This window comes from Sphingobium chungangianum (assembly GCF_977014255.1).
On record NZ_CDRNIV010000006.1, the window covers coordinates 2,410,781 to 2,435,667 of the forward strand.

Genomic DNA, 24,887 nt, shown 5'->3' on the forward strand with positions numbered 1-24,887 from the left:
CCCATGGTAGGCATCACCAACAAGACGCTGATCGCCGAAATCCGTCGTCAGCAGACCTTGTCTCAGGGCATCATCGAAGGGCAGACCGCCATTTCGACCGGCATCACATTGAACAAGCCATCGGACAATTCCCTGGCTTGGGTGCAGGTGTCCGAAATCGGCAAGGAGCAGGCACAGCAATCGGCCTGGCAGGCCAATGTCAGCTATGGCACCGGCCGCGCGGCCAACGCCGAATCTAATCTGGACGAAATCAACACCCTGCTCATCAGCGCGCAGGAACTGGTGACCTCCGCCCGCAACGGATCGCTCAACGACGCGCAGCGCACCGCGATCTTCGAAGATGTGAAGGGCATTCGCGAGGCCATCGGCTCGCTGCTTAATCAGACCGACTATCAGGGCGTGCCGGTATTCGACGACACGCAGAGCGTGCTGGTTCCCGTGAGCCGCGGGCTCAATCTGGCGGTGGTCGGCACCCGGCAGGAGGTTTCGGAAGGGATCGACGTCGGCGGAACGCCCATGACGCTGGACGGCATATTGAGCCAGGCGCTCACCGCTTTGCAGGGCGGCACAGACGCTGACCTCCAATCGGCGCTGTCCGCGATCAAGGCGGGGCAGAGCCACGTCACCATCGAACAGGCGAAGCAAGGCGTCCGTAGCGACCGACTGGACGTGACCGGCAACCGGCTGACCAGCGTTGATCTGGACCTGAAGGAACGCCGTCAGGGGCTCGAATCGACCGACCTGTCCGAAGTCATATCGTCGGTTAAGAGCAAGCTACTCCAGCTCGAAGCCGCTCAGTCCGCCTTCGCACGCATCAACCAGCAGACACTGTTCGACCTGATCCGCTAAGTTTTCAGGCTGCGGCGCTCCCCTCTTACGCGACGCCCCTTCTTACTCCGCCGTTCCCCCTCACTCCGTCATCCCAGCGGAAGCTGGGATCTCGGGCGGTGTGGCGCATCCCCTCCTGAGATCCCAGCGTCCGCTGGGATGACGATAAGAAACCGGAACGGCAGAAAAAACCTCCCATCCTAAACCTCCCGCTAACCATTGGGCGTTAACCATCTGACGAAAGCGCATCGTGCGCTGTCAGGTGAAAGCCCAGCGGGCAGAATTTTTCAGGGGTACTCATGTTCGCACTCATTGGCCTGGTCGTGCTGCTCGTCATGGTATTTGGCGGCTTCATCTTCACGGGCGGCGACATCGGTCCCGTTCTCCATGCCCTTCCCCATGAAATGCTCATCATCGGCGGCGCCGCTGTCGGCGCGCTGATCATCGGCAATTCGGGCGCGGACCTGAAGGCGCTGGGCGGCGGCGTTGGCAAGGTGTTCAAAGGCCCCAAGTATAAGAAGCAGGATTTTCTCGACTGCATCTTCCTCGTCTCGCGCCTGATGAAGACGCTGCGCGTCGAAGGCCCCGTGGCACTGGAGCCGCATATCGAGGATCCCGCCAGCTCGACGATCTTTTCCGAATATCCCCGCCTGATGGCTGACAAGACGCTGATCCACCTGATGAGCGACACGCTGCGTCTGGTGGTCGTGTCCTCGGGGACGCTCGATCCGCATGCGGTCGAAGAGGTCATGGATAACGCGCTCAAAACGCACCACCACGAAGCGTTGAAGCCCGCCGACAATCTTCAGGGTCTGGCTGACGCCCTCCCCGCCCTCGGCATCGTCGCGGCGGTTCTGGGCGTTGTGAAGACCATGGGCTCGATCGACCAGCCCCCGGCAATCCTGGGCGGCATGATCGGTTCGGCGCTCGTCGGCACCTTCCTCGGCGTGTTGCTCGCCTATGGCATGGTCGGCCCCTTCGCCAACCGCTGCCGTGCGGTGATCGAGGCGGACGGCGCCATGTACCATGTCGTCAAGCAGATCATCATCGCCTCGCTCCACGGCCACCCCCAGCCGCTCGTCATCGAAGCGGCCCGCTCCAGCCTCACCCATGCGAACCAGCCGGCCTTCGCCGAAGTGTTCGACGGCATGCGGGGCAAATAAGCCATGGCCGAAAAGAAGCGCGGCGGGAACGAGCCCGAACCCCGGCCAATCATCGTCAAGAAGATCATCGTCGATGGCCATGGCGGCCATCATGGCGGTGCGTGGAAGGTCGCCTATGCCGACTTCGTGACGGCGATGATGGCCTTCTTCCTGCTGATGTGGCTGCTGGGCGCGACCACGGAAAAGCAGCGCAAGGGCCTCGCCGACTATTTCACGCCGACGCTGGTCGAACTGAAAATGTCCTCGGCCGGGTCAAGCGGCCTGTTCGGCGGCGATAGCATGGTGAGCAAGGAAAATTATCCCACGACCGGCGGTCAGGGCAACCTTGCCATCACCATCCCGCGCGACGCGACCGGCACGAAGGATCAGGGCGGCAAGGCCACCCGCGCCGCCGACCGCGCCAAGTTCGAGGCGGTGAAGAAGGAACTGGAAGCGCGCATGGCCCGCAAGAAGGGCATGGACAAGCTGCGCCGCAACGTCCGCTTCACCGAAACCCGCGAAGGGCTGCGCATCGACCTGATCGATGAATCCAATTTCGCCATGTTCACCATGGGCACCGACAATCTGCTGCCGCAAGCGCGTGACCTGGTCAGCGAAGTCGCGGGCGTCGTGCGCGGCATGCCCAATCCGTTGATCGTGCGCGGCCATACCGATGGCCTGCCCTATAGCTCGGGCCAGAGCATGAACAACTGGATGCTATCGTCCGCCCGCGCCGAAGCGACGCGCAAGACGCTGGCCGCCAGCGGCATCGGCAACGACCGCTTCGCCCGCATCGAAGGCGTCGCCGACCGCGAGCCCTTTGCCAAAGGCAATGTCTACGACCCACGCAACCGCCGCATGTCGATCATCCTCGGCTGGACCCGTGGCAGCGACAGCAGCGACGACGAGGCGCCAGACGAGGCGACCAAGGCCGCCATCAAGGAACGCGACAACCCGGCCCGGATAGCGCGCGAAGAGGTGACCAGGATCGACATGGGCGGCACCGGATTGCCTAGCGGGGTCCAGTTGCTCAACCCAACCGCGCCCGGCACCTCGAGCAAACCGGGTAAGCATTGATTGATTGATGAACGGGAGGGAGACTGTTCCCTCTCCCCTTCAGGGGAGAGGGTGCCGAGCGTAGCGAAGGCGGGAGAGGGGCCGATCAGGACCATTCGTCGCTCCCCTCTCCCCGGCGCTCTCCCCTGAAGGGGAGAGGGAGAACATCATCTGACCCTCCCCGCCACCATCCCCGCTCAAACCGGCAACACCAAACTCGCCTCCAACCCGCCACCAGCCCGGTTCACCAGCCTCAGCGCGCCGCCATGCTCCGCCATGATCGCCCGCACCAGCGCTAGCCCTAGTCCAGCCCCGCCGGTCTCCCGGTTCCGCGACCCCTCCAGCCGCGTAAACGGCTCCATCATCTCCTCCATCCGATCCTCGCTGATACCCGGCCCATCATCCGCCACGACGATCCGGATCGCGCCATCCTCGCGCACCACGGACACATGCGCCCGCTCGCCATAAACGATCGCATTTTCGATCAAATTACGCAGCGCCCGTCTGATCTGCTGCGGCCGGACCGAAGCCACCGCCCGCGCGCTATCCGCCATCTCCGCAGGCGATCCCAGCTCAATGAAATCCTCCACCACCGCATCGGCCAGCGCGGAAAGATCAACCTTCTGAGCCGCCTCCGTGCTCCGTCCCGCCCGCGCCAGTGAAAGGATATCCTCCAGCATCCGATTCATCTCGTCGATCGTCTGCGACATGCGCGCCCGCTCGCCCTCATCCTCCACCGACTCCGTCCGCACCCGCAGCGACGCCAGCGGCGTGCGCAAATCATGGCCGATCGCGCCGAGCATCCGGTCCTTTTCATCCAGCATCGCAAAGATCCGGCCGCGCATCGCGTTGAACGCGGTGGTCAGCTCCCGCACATCGCCCGGCCCACGCTCTTCCACCGCATCGGCCGATCCCGTGCGCGCAAACTGCTGCGCCGACCGCGTCAACTGCCCCAAAGGCCGCGCCAGCCTGCGGCCAACCCACAGCAGCGGCAACAGCACGATCACATACAGGATGAGCGTCTGCCCCACGAGCCACCCGCCAAAGCGCGGCGCCCGGTTGCCCGCCCGCGTCTGGGTCACGACCCATTGTCCCGGCGCATATTCGGCCGCCATCGTCAGCCGACCGCCGCGCGGCTCACCCCGCACGTCGCCCATGGCGCGCATCCTGATATTGTCCATCCGGCGCATCGGCGGCGGCCGGTCCTGCTCGATCACCCGCACCGCCCGCATGGGCAGCCCCACATCCGCGAACATCGCCAGCGCCCGCCGCTCGACCTCGGGCCGCCGCTCGCCCGTCAACGTCGGCGCAGCATCGAAGAAGCGCGCCCTCGGCGGCCGGTTGCGCGCAGGCGCCTCACCCCGGCTGTCCAGCGCATCGACGATACGATAGACGCCCGGCGCCGTCTGCGCGGTCAGCGTCAACCGATTACGCTCCCGCAGCAGCAGCCCGAAATTGATCGCCTGCGCCACGAACAGCGCGATCGCCACCAGGACGATGATCTGCCCAACCAGGCTCTGCGGCCAAAGGCGAAAGCGCCTCACAGCTTCCTCACATCGGCGGACAGCGTATAGCCGCCGCCCCACACCGTCTTGATCAGCGTCGGGTTCTTCGGGTCGGGCTCGATCTTCTTGCGCAACCGGCTGATCTGGTTGTCGATCGCCCGGTCGAACGCATTGGCCTCCCGCCCCTGCGTGATGTCGAGCAGTTGATCCCGGCTCAGGACCTGATTGGGCCGCGTCGCAAAGGCCATCATCAGATTATATTCGGCGGTCGACAGCGGCAGCGCCACGCCCTCCTGATCCACCAGCACCCGCTCCTGCGTCTTGAGCAGCCAGCCCGCAAAGGCATAGGTCGCCCCATCAGGGGCCGTGACCCGCTGGCCGCCCGTGGCCACCCGGCGAAAGATCACCTTGATCCGCGCCACCAGTTCGCGCGGGGAAAAGGGCTTCAGCACATAATCGTCCGCCCCCATCTCCAGCCCGACGATCCGGTCAGTCTCCTCCGACTTGGCGGTCAGCAGGATCACCGGAATCTCACTCGTCTCGCGAATATGGCGGCAGAGCGACAATCCATCCTCGCCCGGCATCATGATATCCAGGATCACCAGATCGATCGCATTGGCATTCAGCCGCAGCCGCGCCTCCGCCGCGCTTTCGACGGCAGTCACACGGAATCCGTTGCGCGACAGATATTGCGCCAACGGCTCGCGGATCGAACGCTCGTCATCGACGAGCAGCAGATGGGGTTTTTCACTCATGGGGAATATCTGTCACGACTATCAGCAGCTTGGAAGGGTGAAGGACGCATCCCCCACCCTTCCCCTATGATCAGTTCTTCGGCGCGGCGTCCGCACCACGGCGGGCCTGCCAGGCTTCACGCATCGCCTGACGCGCGGCCTTCATTTCATCCGCCGTCACAAAGCCGTCCTTGTTGCTGTCCGCCTTGTCGAACATCGCGAGCGGCCGGGCCATGAACTCGGCACGCGTCAGAACGCCGTCCTTCATCGCCTTGCCACCTCGGCCGCCACGCCCATGAAACATCATGCCGCCGTCAAAGCCGTGATGACCGCGCCCGCCAAACCCGTGACCTCGACGCCCGTCACGGCCCTCGCGATCGCCATCCCCGCGACCCCAGCGGCCCTGATGCCCGGCGACGAACTCGGCCTTGCTGATCTGGCCATTGCGATCGGTGTCCAGCGCGGCAAAGCGCTGATCAAGCCGCGCCTGACGGCTGATCTCCCGGTCTTCCTTCGTCAGCTTGCCGTCGTGATTGGCGTCCATCTTCGCGAACCGCGCATCAAGCGTTGCGGTCAGTTCAGCCTTGCTGATCTTCCCGTCCTTGTTCGCGTCGGCCATCGCCATCATGCCGCCATGACGGCCGCCCGGACCAGCATCGCCCGGCTGTGCCAGCGCCAGATGCGAAGCGGCCAGCCCGCCAACGAACAGCGCGCCGACAGCAGCGGTGCCCAGAAATTTGCGGATCATCTCGTCTCTTCCTTTCAAGGGGTCACGAACGGCCATCGCCGCTCCTGAAACTCCTTATGAGGAAGACTTGTCCCGCAAACTTGTCATGTCACGGGCTAAATTGTCGCAATATGTAACGAGGGCGAGCCTCCCCCCACCCCCGTCATCCCAGCGCAAGCTGGGAGCTCAGGAGGCGAGGCGCCAGGCCGCATAAGATCCCAGCTTGCGCTGGGATGACGAGTTCGTCAGCCGTCCCGCCGCCCCAGCAACCGCAGACGCAGCGCATTCAGCTTGATAAAGCCCGCCGCATCGCGCTGATCATAGGCGCCCGCATCATCCTCGAACGTGACAACCTTCTCGCTGTAGAGCGAATAAGGCGACTTGCGCCCAACGACCTGAACGCCGCCCTTGTACAGCTTCAGCCGAACCGTCCCCGTCACCTTCTCCTGGCTATGGTCAATCGCGGCCTGCAACATCTCACGCTCGGGCGAGAACCAGAAGCCGTTATAGATCAGCTCGGCATATTTGGGCGCCAGCTCATCCTTAAGATGCGCCGCGCCGCGATCCAGCGTCAGCTGCTCGATCCCACGATGCGCGAGGTGATAAATGGTGCCGCCCGGCGTTTCATACATGCCGCGCGACTTCATGCCGACGAAGCGGTTCTCCACCAGATCGAGGCGACCGATGCCATGCTTGCGGCCATATTCGTTCAGCGTTTCCAGCAAAGTTGCCGGGCTCATGCCCACGCCGTTGATCGCCACGCCATCGCCACGCTCGAAATCGACCGTGATATATTCCGGCGCGTCGGGCGCATCCTCGGGATTGACCGTGCGCGAGAAGACATAGTCCGGCACTTCTTCCCACGGATCTTCCAGCACCTTGCCCTCGGACGAGGTGTGCAGCATGTTCGCGTCGGTCGAAAACGGGCTTTCGCCGCGCTTGTCCCGGGGGATCGGGATCTGATGCTGCTCGGCGAACTCAATGAGCTTGGTGCGGCTGGCCAGATCCCATTCCCGCCAGGGTGCGATGACCTTGATGTCAGGTGACAGCGCATAATAGCCCAGCTCGAACCGCACCTGGTCATTGCCCTTGCCGGTCGCGCCATGGCTGACGGCATCCGCGCCGACCATCTTCGCAATCTCGATCTGCCGCTTGGCGATCAGCGGGCGGGCGATCGACGTGCCCAGCAGATACAGCCCCTCATACATCGCGTTCCCGCGCATCATCGGGAAGACATAGTCCTTCACAAACTCTTCGCGCAGGTCGTCGATGAAGATATGCTCATCCTTGACGCCCATCAGCTTGGCCTTCTGCCGCGCAGGCTCCAGCTCCTCGCCCTGCCCCAGATCGGCGGTAAAGGTCACGACCTCACACTGGTAGGTCTGCTGCAACCATTTCAGGATCACGCTGGTGTCGAGCCCTCCCGAGAAGGCAAGGACAATGCGGTTGATCTTATCGGACATGGGTGGAGCGACCTTCCTTCAAACTTGGCCTGCAAACTGGCGCGAAATTACCGGCGCGCCGGTATCAGGGGTCGGCCCCAAGTGCAACCGAATCGACGTGCGCAGGTCATGCAAACGGGGCGGCACCGTGCGATGCCGCCCCTGTCTGGCTGATTGTCCGGTGACTTAGCGCGTTTGCGGCTTGAATGTCATCCGGCGATTCCGATCCGCGCCCATCCGATAGACGGTCTGCACCTGAGGTTCGGCATGGATGGTCTGCGGCGGCACATGGACGGGCGCATCGGCAAAGGATACTCGCTCGCCCTTCTCCTGTTGCGCCAGCAGGAACCGCGCACGGGCCAGCCGCTTACGATGCGTGCGAAACGGATTGTCCGCGCTCGGCGCGGCGGCGACCATCGCCTCCAGACTGGAGCCATAAGCAGCTTCGGCCGCGAGGGGGGCGCGCATGGGCGCACGCATGATGGCAGGCTCAGCCACCGGTTCCCGCTCCACAAAGGTGGGCGTGACCGCGACAGGCTTTTCGACCAGCGGCTCCGCCGAGGCAGCCAAAACCTCCTCTTCCTCGACTTCTGCAACGTTACGGCGACGACGAACGGCGGCAGCCCCGCCGAGCCCCGCAAGCAGCAGCACGCCACCGCCCAAGGCCCACAGGAGCGATTCCTTTGTGCCAGCATCGGCAGCGCCGACATCGCGCGCCTCAGCGGCAGGCGGTGTGGCGGGCACAGCTTCGTTCACCGCAGGCGCCGAACCAACGGCGGCCTCACGCTTGGGCGCTGTCGCCATAGGCCGGGCCTCCGCCCGTTCAACCGACGGCGCAGCAGCAGGCCGCTCAACTTGCGCCCGCGGCGCAGTTCGAACCGGCGTGGAAGCCGTCCGCGCGTGTGGCCGACTAGCAGCAGGTTTCACCGCCGCCTCGGCTTCCGAAGCAGCCACCGCAGCATCCAGCCGTTCCTCAACCGAAGCGGTCGGCTGGACCATCGGCTGCGGGACCGACACAGCAGGAGCTGCAACCGGCGGCGGCACGACAACAGGCGGCGAAACCGCATCATGAACAGTTTCCTGCGCGAAAGAACAGGTTGAACCAAGGGCTAGAACAGCGGCAATCGCGGCACCAGCCGGGCGAACAGATTGAATATATCCTCTCATAGCCCAAGCTGAACCAACGAACTTTTCAATTGACCGCAGACATGGTCACGGATTCACGATGAGTTGATTTTCCTAAGAGATGAATTGTTGCCGACGCGAGAGAGATGAACATCCATTCATCTCGTTTGACCTAAAAAGCCTTGAAAGACTGCTTGCCGTCCTAACCGCTATTCAACCGGGTCGACGTCACCATCCCGTCGGCTACCGTCCAACAGCCGATCCTGCCGCGCCTCCTCGATCCGCCGCACCTCACGCTCAGCCTTGGTCTGGCCGAACTTCGCCCGATTTGCAGCCGCCACCTGCTCCTTATCCTTCCGCACCTTGGCCTTGCGCGCCTGCCGCAGATTGATGATGTCACCCATAGCTGCTCAAAACCCTATATGTCGCGCCTTTTGATCTAAACCCCAAGACTAGGCCAGCAACTGCCGACTTGCCAAGACAACGCCCCGACGGCTCCTTCGGAACCCGGCCATGGCATCTTGTAAACATGCAGAAACCATCTAAGGGCTCAAATGCGAGGCAGGCCGCTCGGATCGGCAATAAGGGAACTGCTATCTCGCATCTGCTTGGGAGCAGTGGTTTGCGCGTAGGTTTCCTGTTCAATCACGATCAGATACACCAGATTGCCCACAGCCTTCCTGTCGCCATAGCGATGGCCAAAGGCGGTTTCCCTGGCGAGATCATCGTAGCCACGACCAACCCCCGTTTGTCAGCGGAAGTTCGGCGGATCGCCGGGGAATGGCTGGGGACGCGCATCCAGCATGTCGAATTGAAGCTGGCGCCGCGCTCCATGCGCCTGTCCCGAATGTTCGGCCGGTTGGTTCCCGCCTCCAAACTCCTCGTCTATCGCGACAATCTCCCCTTTTTTCGCAGCCTCGCCATGCTGATCGTGGCGGAAAAGACATCCCTTCTGCTGAAATCGCGGTACGGGCTCAAAGACCTTTTCATGGTGCACACCCGACATGGCGCCGGGGACCGCGCCATCGGGTTTGACAAGGCCAGCGCCGGTTTCGATCATGTCCTTTGCTCAGGCGAGAAAATTCGCCGCCGCCTGATAACCGAGGCGCAAGTCGACCCCGCCCGGATCAGCATCGTAGGCTATCCCAAGTTCGACATGGTGCCTCAACAGGGCACAAGCCACCCGCTGAACCGCGGCAGGTCGGTGGTCCTCTATAATCCCCACCCCTCCCCGCATCTGTCATCCTGGTATCGGCATGGCCGGGACATACTCGACTATTTTCGCGAGAGGGACGACCGCGCACTCCTGTTCGCCCCGCACGTCATGCTCTTTGAACGGCCATTCGTAGTGACGATCGACCGTCTGAGCGTGAACCGGGCCGGGACGATCGGGAACCGCTATCTCCATGGGGACAACATCCATGTGGATCTGGGCAGCAAAGCCTCGACCGACATGAGCTATACGATGGCGGCGGACATTTACCTGGGCGATGCCAGCAGTCAGGTCTATGAATTCCTGCTGCGCCCCCGGCCCTGCATCTTCCTGAACAGCCACGGCATCGACTGGGAGGGCGATCCCAATTTCGCGCATTGGCGGGCCGGTGAGGTCATAACCCATCCATCCCAACTGCATGATGCCCTATCCCGCGCGGACCAGTTGCACACCAGCCGATATCGTGAGGTTCAGGAGCAGATGTTCAAGGACAGCTTCGATCTCGACGACCGCCCGTCATCGCAGCGCGCGGCGGAGGTCATCGCGATGCTGGCAGATCGGCGCGGCGCGACCACGGGCAATTTAAAGGCGAGCCAGACGGCGTGACCATAATGCTCACCATTATTCTGCCCTTCTTCAACGAAGAAGGGTGGATTGGCCCGACTGTGGCAAGCCTCGCGGCTCAAAGCGATGACCGTTTCCGCGTCCTGCTGGTCGACAATGGTTCGACCGATGGCGGCGCGGAAGAAGCAGCTTCACACGCCGCTGCTCTGGAAGGTCGCTTCGAAATCCTGTCCTGTCCGAAACCGGGCAAAATCCATGCGATGCAGGCCGGACTTGCGCTTGTGGAAACGCCGCTGGTTACAATCTGCGATGCCGACACCCTCTATCCGCCTGATTACGTCAACCGGATTATCACGTTGTTCGAGAGTGACGATCAGGCAGCGGCCGTTATGGCCATTGATCTTTACAAGCCCCAAGCCGATCCGTGCTCACAGCAGCGCATAGCCTTCATCATGCGAAAGAGCCGCCGCTTTCCGCGCAAATGCCATGCTGGTGGCTATGCTCAGGCATTCCGAACTGCCGCGCTCAGGACCGCTGGCGGCTTCGACACCAAAATCTGGCCGTATGTGCTGGAAGACCATGAAATCATCCATCGTGTAATCCATCACGGCCATATCCTCCATCACCCCCTACATATCTGCTTCCCGTCCGAACGACGCATTTCCCGCAAAAATGTGAGCTGGAATGGCTTGGAGCGGCTCATATATCGATACATGCCCCAATGGGGTATGAACTGGTATTTCTACAGCTTCCTTGGACGCAGGCTTGCCGCTCGCAACAGCTTAGGCATTGCCTTGCGGGAAAAACAATGGTGTTCAGCGGCCAAATGATGGCACCTGCGGGCATTACCAAACGCATCTTCAAAGGCATGGGCCTGGTCCTGGGCGGCAAGGCCGGTGCCGGGATCATCAGCCTTGTTTACCTGATCATCGCGGCCCGGGCACTGGGGCCGCGCGACTATGGGCTGCTCGTCCTGGTCCACGGCTATGTCACGGCGGTCTGCGGCATCATAGAATTTCCAGCCTGGCAAGCCATCGTCCGCTATGGTGCGGAAGCGGGCGAGGAAAGCGCAATGCCCCGTCTGGCGCGACTGCTGCGCTTCGGGACGGCGACAGAGTTGATAGGCGGCGTCGCCGCGATCGTTGCGGCAATGGTGCTCGCGCCCTTTGTCGGGCCGCGCCTGGGCTGGCCGCCAGAAACCGTCGCCTTTGCCATTCCCTACAGCTTTGCCGTGTTGGGCTCCGTTCGCTCCGCCCCGGCTGGCTATCTCCAACTGATCAACCGATTTGACCTGATCGCCTTTCACAATCTGGTGCAGCCTGCGGTTCGCCTGATGGGCGCCAGCCTCGTCTTGTTGTTCGGCTGGGGCCTCAAAGGTTTCCTCGCCGCATGGCTCATCGCCGCGCTGGCGGAATTCGCGGTCCTTTGGGCGATGGGCATCTGGCAGGCCTATCGGCAGCTTGGCCGGGCCTTGTTTCAACCGGGACCGGGGAGCGCCCGCCTGGAAAATCCCGGCATATGGCGGTTCATGATCGCCAGCAATGCCGACATCACCCTCAACGAACTGACCGGACGGATCGCGCCTCTCATCATCGGCTGGGTCCTCGGCCCCGCCATGGCGGGCCTGTTCGCAATCGCTCAACGCGCAACCGTCATTATCGCGCAACCCGCGCAAATCCTGGGCAACACGGCCTATGCCGAACTCGCCAGGATGATAGCGGCTGGCGAAGGCGGCCATTCGCTCCGCAGGACACTCACCCGCGTAATCTTCATCGCTCTCGCGGCAGCGGCCCCGGTCGTGTTCATCGTGGCCCTGTTCCCCACCTCGATCATCACGCTGCTCGCCGGTCCCGCCTTTGCCGCAGCGGGCAGTGTCATGATCGTGCTCGTCGCCGCGCGCGCCATAGCGATCGTCGGCCCGCCATGCAGCTCCGCCCTCTCCGCAATGGGCTATCCCGCGCTCTCCATGAGCGCCAATCTCCTTGCCGGGCTCCTTTTTCTGCCCGTCCTTCCCTGGTTACTCCATCAATGGGGACTGATGGGCGCGGGCATTCAGGCCCTCGGGCAAGCATTGTTGGCCAGCGGCCTTCTCGCTGGCCTGACATGGCGCAGGAGCCTCGCGCATTGAGCGCGATGCGGATCGCCTATGTGATCAACTCGGTCGAGGGCGGCGGCGCCTCTCGGCCGGTTCCGGCCATCACGCGCGTCCTGCGTGATCAGGGAGCCACTGTGCGGGTGTTTGCACTCACGCCCCGCGACCGGCGCGGGGCGCCCGCGATGGTCGAAGCGGGCCTCGACCCGCTCATCCGGGAGGGCGGAACGGGCGACCATCTTGCCGCGGCCTTGTGGTTGAAGCGGCAGTTGCAGGATTGGGGCGCGACCCACATCTGGACCTCCCTTTCTCGCGCCACGATCCTCGGCCTCCTGCTTGGGCCAATGCTCGGCCTGCCCGTGATCAGCTGGCAGCACGCCGCTTTCCTGAAGCCATGGAACAGGCGGCTCATGCGGCGGCTGCAAAGCCGGGCGCTCCTTTGGATCGGAGATTCGCGATCCGTCACCGCCCTGACCGCAGAGCGCCTGAACGTGCCTGAAAATCGCCTTATGTGCTGGCCGATTTTCGCGGCCGATCCCGCCCTGCCCCATGCAACGGCCTGGTCCCCCGGCAAGACGCTCCGCATTGGCTCGCTGGGACGGCTCCATCCCGTAAAGGGCTATGATGTCCTGATTGCCGCCTTGGCCAAGCTGAAGTCGGAAGGTTTTTCAGCGCCCTGCCCCTTCGAAATTTCCATCGTAGGCGATGGCGCGGAGCGGGACAGGCTGGAAAGCCTTGCGCGACAAGCCGGAATATCGAACCTGTCCTTTTCCGGCTACACGGCCAGTCCGCAAACCTTCCTCTCGCACCTTCATCTGTATGTTCAGCCGTCCCGTTCCGAAGGTTTCTGCATCGCCGCGCATGAAGCGATGACCGCCGGGCTGCCCGTGATCGCTTCGGCGGTAGGGGAATTGCCCTGGTCAATCGAACAGGGGCAAACCGGCTTTACCGTGCCGCCAGCAAACCCGGACGCGCTGGCCGCCTCCTTGCGCGACATGCTCGGCGACCCAGCGAAGCTAAGCGCGATGGGCGCGCGGGCGCGCGGCGTCATGCTGGATCGTTATTCCTGGGAGAAGTTCGCTGCGACGGGAGCCCTCATCCTCGACCATATCCGCCAAGCTTCCGACGAAGATCAAGGGCAAGGCCGCGCAGCGAAGTATCGACGCGTTTGACGTCGAACAATGTGATGTCACCACAGGCGCTCAACGTGTGCATGCCATCCTGATATGCGCCCGCTGACCCGGGAAGACCCAGCGCATCGCCTGCCTCCGCCTCAAACTCTTTCTCGTTCAGACGCGTGATCCAAAGGGGCCGGATGCCCCCACCATAGGTTGTGGTGCAATCCTGAACGGGCAGCATGATCCTGGCTCCGATCATACTGGGCGTGCCGCCAGGACGCGCCGACGCGCGATCGATCCGAACCGGATTGCCCGGATGGGGGGTCCAGGGTCCACATAGCCTGTCCGCCCAGGCCACATGAAGGTGCGACTGCTTCGTCGCTCGGCTCGTTGCAGGCGAATAGAAAAGCCACCAACGCTGACCGTCGTGGAAAATGCTGGCGTCGACAGCCACGCAGTCGAGTTCGATGTCGCATTCCGCGCGCCAGTCGGTCAGCCCGCCTTTGTCCCGGTACAGCATCAGCCGCCCGGATCGGTGTGCTTCCGGAAGCATCCAGACGGCACCCTCCGCGCTGAATATCTGCGGATAGGAAAGGTGCCAGGGCTCCTTCAGGCAGGGATGGCGGGAAATCAGTCGCATCTTGTCGTCGAAGACCCTCGCTTCGATCGTGCCATGTCGCGTTCGATAGTCGTAATGTTCCACAAAGACGTGAAGATGACCGGCTTCATCCCGCCATCCAAAGGGGTCTGCGATAAATTGAAAGTCGGGCTCTTCCGCCAACCAGGTGACAGGACCCTCGATACACCCTTTTGACAGGACAATATCGATTGGCTCCGTCACCAATCCACATCTCCAGATATCCTTGCGGCGGGGCATATCGTCGCTATTCCCCCTTCTTGCCGGAATGCCAAGCATGATCTTGCCGATTGAGGATTTTCATCGAAACGGCGATGGGCCTCGCGTCACCCCCAGTTTGACATCGCCTGACCACCGCCAAAGATCCCGCTTAACCCCGCGTCCCAATTGCACTATCACCGCCGCATGGCCACGCCTTCCCTGCGTCAACTCGACATTTTTGCGCAGATGGTGGCGGCGGGCAGCATGACGCGCTGCGCCCGCGATCTGGGCGTCCCGGTCGAAGACATCGCGCGCGCAATCGCCTCTCTGGAAATGCGTCTTGGCTATCATCTGTTTGAAGGTCCGCCTGATCATCAACGGCTGACCGCCGCCGGGCGCAAGACCGCCGAGGCGATGACTCTCTTGTCGCAGGATCAGTCCGACAGCTGGGCGCCGGACGAAACGGCCCCTCCTTCCCCTTCGTCGGTCGTGGCTGAAGCGGCGCCTGCGGAGCCTTCCCCCGCACCAGCGCGGCAGTCGATCACCCTTGCCGCTCCCGCGCCTGTTTTCGGTCATTTTCAGGAAGCGCTCGCCGCGTTCGAGGCCGCGAATGAGGATATCGCGATCACGCTCGACCTCTCCATCCACCTCGCCGATGAGGCGCGTGCGGCACTGGAGCAGGGCCGCATCGATATCGCCTATTTCTACGCATTGGGGGAACAGCCGGGCTTCGCCTCCCGCTATGGCTGGTCGGAACAGATCAACCTTTACGCCGGGGCGGATCATCCGCTCGCCCGGCGCGACATCGTCACGGTCGACGATCTCCGGATCAGTCCCACGCTCGCCATGGAGCCGAATAACGGCCTGCGTCGCATCATCGATGAAGCGCTCGACCGAGAAGGCATCAGCATGGGCGCGCCGGTGCTCGAAACCGACAATATGTTCGATATCATGACCATATTGCGCGAAGGCGCGGGCTGCTTCGCCGCCTTCGGCCCCCTCGCGCGCGACCTCGGCCGCATGAACGGCATCCGCCGCCTCCCCCTCGAACGCCCCCTCCCTTCCATCGAGGTCCGACAAGCCCTGCGCCCCCGCGCCGACGCAGACTCGCCTGTGAGTGCGCTCGCGGAATTCCTGTTCCTCTGATCTTTGTTTCCGGGTCCACGATCGATCTTAGTAGTTGGTCGCTAGGCCTGTAGTCGATCGTCGATCCCCAGCAGCCGGGTCTGGCTCCTGTCCCTGCCTCCAGTCCCATATCCCCTGATCACTGATCCCTAGAGCCTGATGATGCCACACTAATCGTCACCCCGGATTTGATCCGGGGTCCCGCTTCGTTTCTTACGCTGTCGACGCAGTGAAGCCCCGGCCGAGCCCCGGAGTGACGGAAATTCAGCCTCAATTCCGATGCTTCCGTGTAACACGATTACGCTCCAATCGCCGGTAATTCCCCGCTGATCCAGGCCACTTATCTACGATCTCGCCCGCTTGGCCGCTAACCCTCTCCCCTCCCCCGATAATCCCCCCAACCCCATTGATACGTTATAACATTTAAGATAGAGGCGCCCTCACAAACCGTTTCAATTAAGGGTTTCCTTCATGAATTCCCCCCTGCCGCTCCTCCGCGCCAGCTGCGCCCTCACCGCAATCTGCCTCGCCTCCCCCAGCCTCGCCCAATCGTCATCAATCCAGCCCGGCACCTATCATGATGATCAGCCCAACATCGTCGTCACCGCGATCATCCCCCGCCGCCAGGGTGACATATTGTCCGGCACCTCGGTCCTCTCCGGCGCCGAGCTGACACGTGACCTGCGGACCACCATCGGCGAAACCCTCGCCCATCAACCCGGCGTCTCCGCCACCTCGTTCGGCCCCAACGCCTCTCGCCCGATCTTGCGCGGCCTTCAGGGCGAACGGGTACGCATCCTCACCGATGGCGTCGGCAGTTTCGACGTATCCAACACCTCGGTCGATCACGCCGTCGCGATCAATCCCCTGACCGCCGACCGCATCGAAGTGCTGCGCGGTCCCGCAGCGCTGCTTTACGGCTCCTCGGCGATCGGCGGGGTCGTCAATGTGATCGACAGCCGCATCCCCCGACGCGTCCCCGACGAGCCGATCCACATCGAAGGCATCGCCAATTACGGCAGCGCCGCCAACGAACGCAGCGGCTCCGCCGAGATCGAAGCGCCGGTAACGGACAAGATCGTCGTCCACTTCGACGGCAGCTATTCGAAGAGCGATGATCTCGACACCGGCAATTACATCCTGACCCCAGCCCTGCGCGCCCAGGCCGCAGCGAGCGGAGACCCCGCCATCACGCCCCTAGCCGATCTGAGGGGCAAACTGCCCAACAGCGCCGCGCGCACCTGGGAAGTGGCTGGCGGCGCGGCGCTCGTGACCGATGGCGGCAACCTCGGCTTCTCAATCGCCCACACGGACAATCTCTACGGCGTCCCCGTCCGTTATTCGGTCGAACCGGGGTCGGAGGGCGAACTGGTCCACCTACACATGAAGCAGGACCGCGCGGACATGCGCGCCGAGTTGCCGGTCAATGGCGGCATCCTGGATTCCATCCGCCTCCGCGCAGGCTTTGCCGATTACCAGCATCAGGAGATCGAACCGTCCGGGGACGTCGGCACCACCTTCTACAATCAGTCGATCGAATCGCGGCTGGAACTGGTACAGGCCAAGCGCGGCGGATGGGATGGCGCCGTCGGCGCCCAATTCTTCGCCCGCAATTTCCATGTCGAAGGTGAAGAGAAATTCCTGCCCCGCAACCGGACGGAGCAACTCGGCTTCTTCACGCTTCAATCCTTCGACCTTGGCAGCAGCCGGATCGAACTGGGCGGCCGCTATGAACATAATAAGGTAGGGGCGGACGCGGACGCGACCTTGTTCAATCCCGCCTATCAGCGCAGCTTCGACGCGTTTTCCGGGTCGATCGGCGCCAGCCAGGAAATACGTCCCGGCTGGCGCGTCGGCCTGAACCTCGCCCGCACCGAACGCGCGCCCTCGGCCGAAGAACTGTTCGCGCGCGGCAATCACGCCGGGACGCAAGCATTCGAGCTTGGCAATCCAAACTTCGACCTGGAAAAAAGCTGGGGCGTTGAAGCCACGCTGCGCGGTGAAGGCCCCGGCTACACCATGTCCCTGTCGGCCTATCACAATTGGTTCAACGGCTACATCTATGATGCGCTGGTCGATGACAGCGCCTGCATGGCAGTGAATGGCGGAAAGCCGCTGGATTTCCCCTGCTTCCAATATAATCAGGCTAATGCGCGCTATCTCGGCTTTGAAGCAGAGGCATCGGTAAAGCTCGGGGAAGTCGGCGGATACAAGGTCAATCTGGATGGCCTCGCCGACTATGTCCGCGCAACCATCACCGGCTCAGGCCCTGCGCCACGCATCCCGCCGCTGCGTTTGCTCGGAGGGATCGAACTTCAGAGCGACCGCCTGAGCTTCCGTGGCGAGGTCGAACATAGTTTTGCGCAGAACAGGATCGCCTCGACCGAAACCCGCACCGACGGCTTCACGCTCGTCAAAGCATCCTTGTCCTTCAAGCCGCTGAAAGGGAATGACCGGACCACCATCAGCCTGTCGGCGAACAATATATTCGATGTCGAGGCGCGGCGACATGCCAGCTTCCTCAAGGATTATGCGCCACTGGCCGGACGGGATATCCGCCTGACGGCTCGACTATCCATCTGACCAACCTAGTTCATTGCGCAATGTGACGGTTTGGTTACAAGGCGCATATGGATGAGGGGCATTTTATGGCTAAGGTTGCGGGGGCGGACTGGTAATGCGCCAGATCGCCGCCCTTCCCTATGCCGCCGACCCCGATGGCTCGATGCGCATCCTGCTCATCACCTCGCGCGAAACCCGCCGATGGGTCATCCCCAAGGGAAATCGCATCAAGGGGATGGCCGGACACCGGGCCGCTGAGCTTGAAGCCTATGAGGAAGCGGGCATTCATGGCATCGCCTGCCCCGCTCCTTTGGGCCGCTACCGCTATGACAAGCGTCGCCGCAAGGGCGACACGCGCGAAGCCACGGTTGAAGTTTTCCCCCTTGCAGTGACCGGCCAGTTGTCGCAATGGCCCGAGCAGGGGCAGAGGGAACTGCGCTGGTTTCCGGTCGCAGAGGCCGCGAAAGCGGTCGAGGAACCCGATCTTCAAACGATCATCGCGGCCTTTCGCGAACCGCCGCGCGATCCGGGCTGGTTCATCCGAACGCTGCTGCGGATCAAGGAATGGCAAAGCGAAAGGACTGGAATGCTGCGGTGGTTTCACGCGCTGATGCCCAAACAGGGGCGCTTCTTCGAACAGTTTGAGGATCATGCGGTGACGCTCGTCGCCGGGGCCGATGCGCTCGCCAAGCTGCTGAAGGGCGGCCCGGACATGGACGCACATATCGAAGAGATCTCCGCGCGTGAGCATGAAGCCGACGACATCATCCGCGAAGTGCTGCAGGACGTCCGCCGCATTTTCGTGACGCCCTTCGACCGTAGCGCCATCACCGGCCTGATCGGCGTGATGGACGACGCGATCGACCAAATGAACCAGACCGCCAAGGCGATCGCCCTGTTCGAGGTCAAGGAGTTCGCACCCCAGATGCAGGATATGAGCGCCCTTATCGTGGAGTGCGCCCGCATCACAGCCGAAGCGATGCCGCTGCTGCGTTCGCTAAACCTCAATTCGGTGCGGCTGCATGAGCTGACCGAGCGGCTGGTGAAGCTGGAGGGGCATGCCGACATATTGCATGAGGCAGGCCTTAAGGCGCTGTATAATCAGGCCCGGCAAGGCAACCCCATGGACTTCGTCGTGGGGAACGAAATCTACGCCCATCTGGAGAAGGTGACCGACCGGTTCGAGGACGTCGCCAACGAAATCTCCGGGCTGGTCATCGACCACGCCTGATCCTTAGCTCCATTCGAGTCTCAATCTGATGGAAGCCCATCTCGCCTTTCCGCTGCTCGTTGCCCTGGTCGGCATCGCGCTCGCCTTCGACTTCCTGAACGGCCTGCACGATGCCGCGAACTCGATCGCGACGATCGTATCGACGCGCGTGTTGAAGCCGCAATATGCGGTGGCCTGGGCGGCTTTCTTCAACTTCATCGCCTTCCTCTTTTTCGGCCTGCATGTCGCTGAAACGGTGGGCAAAGGCATTGTCGATGCCAGCATCATCGACCCGCAGGTTATCTTCGGCGCGTTGATGGGCGCCATTGCCTGGAACCTGATTACATGGGGCCTCGGCATCCCCTCCTCCAGCAGCCATGCACTGATCGGCGGTCTGCTGGGCGCGGGCACGGCTAAGGCAGGCCTCGGCGCTGTCGTATGGAGCGGCGTATTCAAGACCAGCGCCGCCATCGTCATGTCCCCTGCGATCGGCCTCATCCTGGCGCTACTGCTCGTCCTGATCATCAGCTGGATATTCCGTCGCTTCACGCCCCAGGGCGCGGATCGGGTGTTCCGCAAGCTTCAGCTCGTATCTGCGTCCCTCTATTCGCTCGGCCATGGCGGCAATGATGCCCAGAAGACGATGGGGATCATCGCGGTCCTGCTCTATTCGCAGGGCATGTTGACGGGCGGCTTCCACGTTCCTTTCTGGGTGGTCATTTCCTGTCAGGCGGCGATGGGCCTCGGCACGCTGCTCGGCGGCTGGAAGATCGTCCACACAATGGGGTCGAAGATTACGCGGCTTACTCCGGCTCAAGGCTTCTGCGCCGAAACCGGCGGAGCAATGACGCTATTCCTGGCGACGCATCTGGGCGTGCCGGTTTCCACCACGCACACCATCACCGGCGCGATCGTTGGCGTCGGCGCTTCCCGCCGCTTGTCGGCCGTCCGGTGGAACGTGGCCTCCAGCATCGTGATCGCCTGGGTGGTGACGCTACCCGCCGCCGCCCTGATCGGCGCAGGCTTCTATGGCCTGACACGATTGTTCTGATCCGCCACAGCGATCGGATCACGATCGTTATTAAGACAATCCGCCCTTCACAAAGGGTCGCACCGTCTCTATATGGCGTTTTGAAAATCCGGTTCCTGCAAGCCTTACAGCAAGCATGAACCGTCCCCTGGATCGCCCGGGGACCGGTTTCGAATAGCGCGCGAAACCGGCGGGATTGGGCGACATTTGGTGGGTCACAAGGTGCTGACAGTGCGGATCGGACAGTCCCGGCCCGCACTTTTTTGCGTGGCGGCAGAAGGGCGAATCAGCCCTTTCACCCGTCTCGTCAGGCTGAATTTCGCTGCGATGCGAAAAAATGCGACGAATTACAGGCAGGAAACGCAATGGCGACCAAAGCTCTCCCCACGATCAGCAATACCGGCGCGAAGAAGCGCATCAGAAAGGTATTCGGCGACATCCACGAAGTGGTGCAGATGCCGAACCTGATCGAAGTCCAGCGGGAGAGCTATGAGCAATTCCTGCGTTCGGACCCGTCGATCGGCTATGTATCGGGCCTCGAAAAGACCCTGCGCTCGGTATTCCCGATCCGCGATTTCGCCGGCACCGCCGAAATGGACTTCGTCCATTACGAGCTGGAAGAGCCGAAGTACGACGTTGAGGAATGCCGTCAGCGCGGCATCACCTATGCAGCGCCGATGCGCGTCACGCTGCGCCTGATCGTGTTCGAGGTCGACCAGGACACCGAAACCCGCTCCGTGCTCGATATCAAGGAGCAGGACGTCTACATGGGCGACATGCCGCTCATGACGGGCAACGGCACCTTCATCGTCAACGGCACCGAGCGCGTCATCGTGTCGCAGATGCACCGTTCGCCGGGCGTTCTGTTCGACCATGACCGTGGCAAGACCCACTCGTCGGGCAAATATCTCTTCGCCGCGCGCGTCATCCCCTACCGTGGCTCCTGGCTCGACTTCGAATTCGACGCCAAGGACATCGTCAACGTCCGCATCGACCGCAAGCGCAAGCTGCCGGTTACCGCGCTGCTCTATGCGCTCGGCCTGACCGCCGAAGACATGCTCGGCTTCTTCTACAACAAGGTCGTGTTCGTCCGTGGCGAAGGCGGCTGGCAGATCCCCTATCTCGCCGAAGCATGGCGTGGCCAGAAGCCCGCTTTCGACATCGTCGATGCCAAGTCGGGCGAAGTCGTGTTCGCCGCTGGCCACAAGATCAGCCCTCGCGCCGCGAACAAGGCCGAGAAGGACGGTCTTGAGACGCTTCTGATCCCGACCGAGGAAGTCTATGGCCGCTACAGCGCCTACGACCTCATCAACGAGAAGACCGGCGAAATCTACATCGAGGCAGGCGACGAAGTCAGCCCTGAAAACCTCGAAAAGCTGGACAAGGCGGGCATCGACCGTCTCGAACTGCTCGACATCGACCATGTCACCACCGGCCCCTGGATCCGCAACACGCTGAAGGCCGACAAGGCCGAAGAGCGCGACCAGGCCCTGTCGGACATCTATCGCGTCATGCGCCCCGGCGAGCCGCCGACGAAGGAAACCGCTGAATCCCTGTTCGCCGGTCTCTTCTTCGACCCCGAGCGCTATGACCTCTCGGCCGTCGGCCGCGTGAAGCTAAACATGCGTCTCGACCTCGATGCCGAAGACACGGTCACCACCCTGCGCGTCGAGGACATCCTCGCCGTGGTCAAGGAACTGGTGAACCTGAAGGATGGCAAGGGCGAGATCGACGACATCGACAATCTCGGCAACCGCCGCGTCCGTTCGGTGGGCGAGCTGCTGGAAAACCAGTATCGCGTCGGCCTGCTGCGCATGGAGCGTGCCGTCAAGGAGCGCATGTCGTCGGTCGACGTGTCGACGGTCATGCCCAATGACCTCATCAACGCAAAGCCCGCCGTGGCTGCCGTGCGTGAATTCTTCGGCTCCTCGCAGCTGTCGCAGTTCATGGACCAGACCAACCCGCTGTCGGAAGTCACCCACAAGCGCCGCGTGTCGGCGCTTGGGCCGGGCGGTCTGACCCGCGAGCGCGCAGGCTTTGAAGTCCGCGACGTTCACCCAACCCATTACGGCCGTATCTGCCCGATCGAAACGCCGGAAGGCCCGAACATCGGTCTGATCAACTCGCTCGCCACGTTCAGCCGCGTGAACAAATATGGCTTCATCGAGACGCCGTATCGCAAGGTGATCGACACCAAGGTGACCAATGAGGTCGTCTATCTGTCGGCAATGGAAGAAGCCAAGCACACGATCGCGCAGGCGAACGCTGAGCTGAACGCCGACGGCACGCTGGCCGAAGACCTGATCTCGGCGCGTGAAGCGGGCGAATTCCTGATGGCGCCCAAGGACCACATCACCCTGATGGACGTCAGCCCCAAGCAGCTGGTGTCGGTCGCGGCCTCGCTCATTCCGTTCCTGGAAAACGATGACGCCAACCGCGCGCTCATGGGATCGAACATGCAGCGTCAGGCCGTGCCGCTGGTCAATGCCGAAGCGCCGTTCGTCGGCACCGGCATGGAAGGCACAGTTGCGCGCGATTCCGGCGCCGCCATTGCCGCCAAGCGTCCGGGCATCGTCGATCAGGTCGATGCGACCCGTATCGTCATCCGCGCGACCGGCGATATCGAACCCGGCCAATCGGGCGTCGACATCTACACGCTCCAGAAGTTCCAGCGTTCGAACCAGGACACCTGCATCAACCAGCGTCCGCTGGTGAAGGTGGGCGACCTGATCGAAGGCGGCGACGTGATCGCCGACGGCCCGTCGACCGAGTTCGGTGAGCTGGCGCTGGGCCGCAACACGCTCGTCGCGTTCATGCCCTGGAACGGCTACAACTACGAAGACTCCATCCTGATCTCCGAACGGATCGTGAAGGATGACGTCTTCACCTCGATCCATATCGAGGAGTTCGAGGTCATGGCCCGCGACACTAAGCTGGGGCCGGAAGACATCACCCGCGACATCCCGAACGTCGGCGAGGAAGCGCTGCGCAACCTCGACGAAGCGGGCATCGTGTACATCGGCGCCGAAGTGGAGCCGGGCGATATCCTGGTCGGCAAGATCACCCCCAAGGGTGAATCGCCGATGACCCCGGAAGAAAAGCTGCTCCGCGCGATCTTCGGTGAAAAGGCGAGCGACGTGCGCGACACCTCGCTGCGTCTGCCGCCGGGCGTTGCCGGTACGGTCGTGGAAGTCCGCGTCTTCAACCGCCACGGCATCGACAAGGACGAGCGCGCCATGGCGATCGAGCGGGAGGAAATCGACCGTCTCGCCAAGGACCGCGAAGACGAACGCGCCATCCTCAACCGCGCGACCTTCAACCGCCTCCAGGAAATGCTGCTCGGCCAGACCGCTGCCGCCGCTCCGAAGGGAATCAAGAAGGGTGTCGAGATCGACGAGGCCCTGCTGGCCGAAGTCGAGCGTCATGAATGGTGGAAGTTCGCCGTCGCGGACGACACCCGTCAGGCTGGCATCGAAGCCGTCAAGGCGCAGTATGACGAAGCGGTGAAGCTGATCGTCGAGAAGTTCGAGGATCGCGTTGACAAGCTGCAACGCGGCGACGAGCTGCCCCCGGGCGTGCTGAAGATGGTCAAGGTCTTCGTCGCGGTGAAGCGCAAGCTGCAGCCGGGCGACAAGATGGCCGGCCGTCACGGTAACAAGGGTGTCATCTCGCGCATCCTGCCGATCGAGGACATGCCGTTCCTTGAGGACGGCACCCATGTCGACATCGTGCTGAACCCGCTGGGCGTGCCTTCGCGCATGAACGTCGGGCAAATCTTCGAAACGCATCTGGGCTGGGCTGCCCGTGGCCTCGGCCAGCAGCTCAAGCATGCGCTGGAAGACTGGCGTGAGGCCAATCCGAACCCGCAGCCGGGCACAATGCCCGACGCGGTCAAGGAACGGCTGCTTGCATCCTACGGTCCGCAATATGCCGATCAGATCGAAGGCCGCACGGCGGAGCAGATCATCGATCTAGCCGAGCATCTGCAGCGCGGCATTCCGATGGCAACCCCGGTGTTCGACGGCGCCCGTGAAGCCGACGTGTCGGCGATGCTGGAGTTGGCGGGTCTGCACACCTCGGGGCAGTCGGACCTGTTCGACGGCCGCACGGGTGACCGCTTCGACCGTAAGGTGACTGTCGGCATCATCTACATGTTGAAGCTGCACCACCTGGTCGATGACAAGATCCACGCTCGTTCCATCGGCCCCTACAGCCTCGTCACCCAGCAGCCGCTGGGCGGTAAGGCGCAGTTCGGTGGCCAGCGCTTCGGTGAAATGGAGGTGTGGGCGCTCCAGGCCTATGGCGCCGCCTACACGCTGCAGGAAATGCTGACGGTGAAGTCGGACGACGTGGTCGGCCGTACCAAGGTCTACGAAGCGATCGTCAAGGGCGACGACACTTTCGAGGCTGGCATCCCCGAAAGCTTCAACGTGCTGGTCAAGGAAATGCGCTCGCTGGGCCTCAACGTCGAACTCGCCGCGATGGACGAGGTCGAGGACGACGACGGCTTCGCGCAGGCAGCGGAATAAAGGGTTTGCGGGGCGCGGCCTGACGGCGGCGCCCTCCCCTTCGCTCC

19 protein-coding genes are annotated in these 24,887 nt (G+C 62.7%); 12 read left to right on the forward strand and 7 right to left on the reverse strand.

The features are described 5' to 3' along the window. The first annotated feature begins 3 nt into the window (after nucleotides 1-3). The 3 genes from ACWNC0_RS18995 to ACWNC0_RS19005 all read left to right on the forward strand — a co-directional run bounded on the left by ACWNC0_RS18995 (nucleotide 4) and on the right by ACWNC0_RS19005 (nucleotide 3,047). Entirely contained in the window at nucleotides 4-849 is an 846-nt protein-coding gene (locus ACWNC0_RS18995) for a flagellin (RefSeq protein WP_449473877.1), read from the forward strand. Nucleotides 850-1,127: 278 nt separating this feature from the next. After that, the gene (gene motA, locus ACWNC0_RS19000) at nucleotides 1,128-1,991 is read left to right on the forward strand and encodes a flagellar motor stator protein MotA (protein ID WP_449473879.1); all 864 of its coding nucleotides are present in this window, start codon (nucleotides 1,128-1,130) and stop codon (nucleotides 1,989-1,991) included. A 3-nt stretch (nucleotides 1,992-1,994) separates the two neighbouring features. After that, nucleotides 1,995-3,047 (forward strand): flagellar motor protein MotB, encoded by a 1,053-nt coding sequence (locus ACWNC0_RS19005; protein WP_449473881.1) that lies wholly within the window; start codon nucleotides 1,995-1,997, stop codon nucleotides 3,045-3,047. A 176-nt stretch (nucleotides 3,048-3,223) separates the two neighbouring features. On the opposite strand, the gene ACWNC0_RS19010 is transcribed toward ACWNC0_RS19005, so the two are convergent. The 6 genes from ACWNC0_RS19010 to ACWNC0_RS19035 form a co-directional block, all read right to left on the reverse strand. Beyond that, nucleotides 3,224-4,570: a HAMP domain-containing sensor histidine kinase gene (locus tag ACWNC0_RS19010; protein ID WP_449473883.1), complete on the reverse strand. Its 1,347-nt coding sequence runs from the start codon at nucleotides 4,568-4,570 to the stop codon at nucleotides 3,224-3,226. After that, nucleotides 4,567-5,286 carry a response regulator gene (locus ACWNC0_RS19015; protein ID WP_449473885.1) on the reverse strand — a complete coding sequence of 240 codons (720 nt, stop codon included), beginning with the start codon at nucleotides 5,284-5,286 and terminating at the stop codon, nucleotides 4,567-4,569. Before ACWNC0_RS19015 ends, ACWNC0_RS19010 begins: the two co-directional genes overlap by 4 nt. 70 nt (nucleotides 5,287-5,356) lie before the next feature. Next, nucleotides 5,357-6,013, reverse strand: a complete 657-nt coding sequence (locus ACWNC0_RS19020; RefSeq protein WP_449473887.1) for an EF-hand domain-containing protein — start codon at nucleotides 6,011-6,013, stop codon at nucleotides 5,357-5,359. A 224-nt stretch (nucleotides 6,014-6,237) separates the two neighbouring features. Next, nucleotides 6,238-7,455, reverse strand: a complete 1,218-nt coding sequence (locus ACWNC0_RS19025; RefSeq protein ID WP_449473889.1) for an argininosuccinate synthase — start codon at nucleotides 7,453-7,455, stop codon at nucleotides 6,238-6,240. 165 nt (nucleotides 7,456-7,620) lie between these two features. Next, nucleotides 7,621-8,451, reverse strand: coding sequence for a hypothetical protein (locus tag ACWNC0_RS19030; RefSeq protein WP_449473891.1), 831 nt, complete (start codon nucleotides 8,449-8,451; stop codon nucleotides 7,621-7,623). 317 nt (nucleotides 8,452-8,768) lie between these two features. Beyond that, nucleotides 8,769-8,963, reverse strand: a complete 195-nt coding sequence (locus tag ACWNC0_RS19035) for a DUF4169 family protein (protein WP_449473893.1) — start codon at nucleotides 8,961-8,963, stop codon at nucleotides 8,769-8,771. Between the two features lie 218 nt (nucleotides 8,964-9,181). Here ACWNC0_RS19035 and ACWNC0_RS19040 point away from each other — a divergent pair, with 218 nt between their 5' ends. From ACWNC0_RS19040 to ACWNC0_RS19055, 4 genes are read left to right on the forward strand one after another with little or no spacing between them, the layout of a single operon-like run. Continuing rightward, nucleotides 9,182-10,378: a hypothetical protein gene (locus ACWNC0_RS19040; RefSeq protein WP_449473894.1), complete on the forward strand. Its 1,197-nt coding sequence runs from the start codon at nucleotides 9,182-9,184 to the stop codon at nucleotides 10,376-10,378. A gap of 5 nt (nucleotides 10,379-10,383) precedes the next feature. Further along, nucleotides 10,384-11,166, forward strand: coding sequence for a glycosyltransferase family 2 protein (locus ACWNC0_RS19045; RefSeq protein ID WP_449473895.1), 783 nt, complete (start codon nucleotides 10,384-10,386; stop codon nucleotides 11,164-11,166). Next, entirely contained in the window at nucleotides 11,163-12,464 is a 1,302-nt protein-coding gene (locus tag ACWNC0_RS19050) for a lipopolysaccharide biosynthesis protein (protein ID WP_449473896.1), read from the forward strand. Before ACWNC0_RS19045 ends, ACWNC0_RS19050 begins: the two co-directional genes overlap by 4 nt. A 5-nt stretch (nucleotides 12,465-12,469) precedes the next feature. Next, nucleotides 12,470-13,600, forward strand: coding sequence for a glycosyltransferase family 4 protein (locus tag ACWNC0_RS19055; RefSeq protein ID WP_449474668.1), 1,131 nt, complete (start codon nucleotides 12,470-12,472; stop codon nucleotides 13,598-13,600). On the opposite strand, the gene ACWNC0_RS19060 is transcribed toward ACWNC0_RS19055, so the two are convergent. Continuing rightward, nucleotides 13,524-14,387, reverse strand: a complete 864-nt coding sequence (locus tag ACWNC0_RS19060) for a glucosamine inositolphosphorylceramide transferase family protein (protein WP_449473898.1) — start codon at nucleotides 14,385-14,387, stop codon at nucleotides 13,524-13,526. The genes ACWNC0_RS19055 and ACWNC0_RS19060 overlap by 77 nt on opposite strands. Nucleotides 14,388-14,588: 201 nt before the next feature. On the opposite strand from ACWNC0_RS19060, the gene ACWNC0_RS19065 reads away from it, so the two are divergent. The 5 genes from ACWNC0_RS19065 (at nucleotide 14,589) to rpoB (ending at nucleotide 24,840) form a co-directional block, all read left to right on the forward strand. Next, nucleotides 14,589-15,530 carry a LysR family transcriptional regulator gene (locus tag ACWNC0_RS19065; protein WP_449473899.1) on the forward strand — a complete coding sequence of 314 codons (942 nt, stop codon included), beginning with the start codon at nucleotides 14,589-14,591 and terminating at the stop codon, nucleotides 15,528-15,530. Nucleotides 15,531-15,980: 450 nt separating this feature from the next. Continuing rightward, nucleotides 15,981-18,092: a TonB-dependent receptor gene (locus ACWNC0_RS19070; protein ID WP_449473901.1), complete on the forward strand. Its 2,112-nt coding sequence runs from the start codon at nucleotides 15,981-15,983 to the stop codon at nucleotides 18,090-18,092. Between the two features lie 94 nt (nucleotides 18,093-18,186). After that, nucleotides 18,187-19,302 carry a DUF47 family protein gene (locus tag ACWNC0_RS19075; protein WP_449473902.1) on the forward strand — a complete coding sequence of 372 codons (1,116 nt, stop codon included), beginning with the start codon at nucleotides 18,187-18,189 and terminating at the stop codon, nucleotides 19,300-19,302. A gap of 28 nt (nucleotides 19,303-19,330) precedes the next feature. Continuing rightward, nucleotides 19,331-20,332, forward strand: coding sequence for an anion permease (locus ACWNC0_RS19080; RefSeq protein ID WP_449473903.1), 1,002 nt, complete (start codon nucleotides 19,331-19,333; stop codon nucleotides 20,330-20,332). A 344-nt stretch (nucleotides 20,333-20,676) separates the two neighbouring features. Next, complete coding sequence (gene rpoB / locus ACWNC0_RS19085; RefSeq protein ID WP_449473905.1) at nucleotides 20,677-24,840, forward strand: DNA-directed RNA polymerase subunit beta; 4,164 nt, start codon at nucleotides 20,677-20,679, stop codon at nucleotides 24,838-24,840. Nucleotides 24,841-24,887 lie beyond the last annotated feature (47 nt).

Bases quoted from the DNA above. Each gene is read 5' to 3' on its own strand.
- ACWNC0_RS19025 (WP_449473889.1), bottom strand. From the start codon at position 7,455: ATGTCCGATAAGATCAACCGCATTGTCCTTGCCTTCTCGGGAGGGCTC.
- ACWNC0_RS19050 (WP_449473896.1), top strand. From the start codon at position 11,163: ATGATGGCACCTGCGGGCATTACCAAACGCATCTTCAAAGGCATGGGC.
- ACWNC0_RS19055 (WP_449474668.1), top strand. From the start codon at position 12,470: ATGCGGATCGCCTATGTGATCAACTCGGTCGAGGGCGGCGGCGCCTCT.
- ACWNC0_RS19005 (WP_449473881.1), top strand. From the start codon at position 1,995: ATGGCCGAAAAGAAGCGCGGCGGGAACGAGCCCGAACCCCGGCCAATC.
- ACWNC0_RS19035 (WP_449473893.1), bottom strand. From the start codon at position 8,963: ATGGGTGACATCATCAATCTGCGGCAGGCGCGCAAGGCCAAGGTGCGG.
- rpoB (WP_449473905.1), top strand. From the start codon at position 20,677: ATGGCGACCAAAGCTCTCCCCACGATCAGCAATACCGGCGCGAAGAAG.
- ACWNC0_RS18995 (WP_449473877.1), top strand. From the start codon at position 4: ATGGTAGGCATCACCAACAAGACGCTGATCGCCGAAATCCGTCGTCAG.
- ACWNC0_RS19080 (WP_449473903.1), top strand. From the start codon at position 19,331: ATGGAAGCCCATCTCGCCTTTCCGCTGCTCGTTGCCCTGGTCGGCATC.
- ACWNC0_RS19015 (WP_449473885.1), bottom strand. From the start codon at position 5,286: ATGAGTGAAAAACCCCATCTGCTGCTCGTCGATGACGAGCGTTCGATC.
- motA (WP_449473879.1), top strand. From the start codon at position 1,128: ATGTTCGCACTCATTGGCCTGGTCGTGCTGCTCGTCATGGTATTTGGC.
- ACWNC0_RS19065 (WP_449473899.1), top strand. From the start codon at position 14,589: ATGGCCACGCCTTCCCTGCGTCAACTCGACATTTTTGCGCAGATGGTG.
- ACWNC0_RS19045 (WP_449473895.1), top strand. From the start codon at position 10,384: ATGCTCACCATTATTCTGCCCTTCTTCAACGAAGAAGGGTGGATTGGC.
- ACWNC0_RS19070 (WP_449473901.1), top strand. From the start codon at position 15,981: ATGAATTCCCCCCTGCCGCTCCTCCGCGCCAGCTGCGCCCTCACCGCA.
- ACWNC0_RS19075 (WP_449473902.1), top strand. From the start codon at position 18,187: ATGCGCCAGATCGCCGCCCTTCCCTATGCCGCCGACCCCGATGGCTCG.
- ACWNC0_RS19020 (WP_449473887.1), bottom strand. From the start codon at position 6,013: ATGATCCGCAAATTTCTGGGCACCGCTGCTGTCGGCGCGCTGTTCGTT.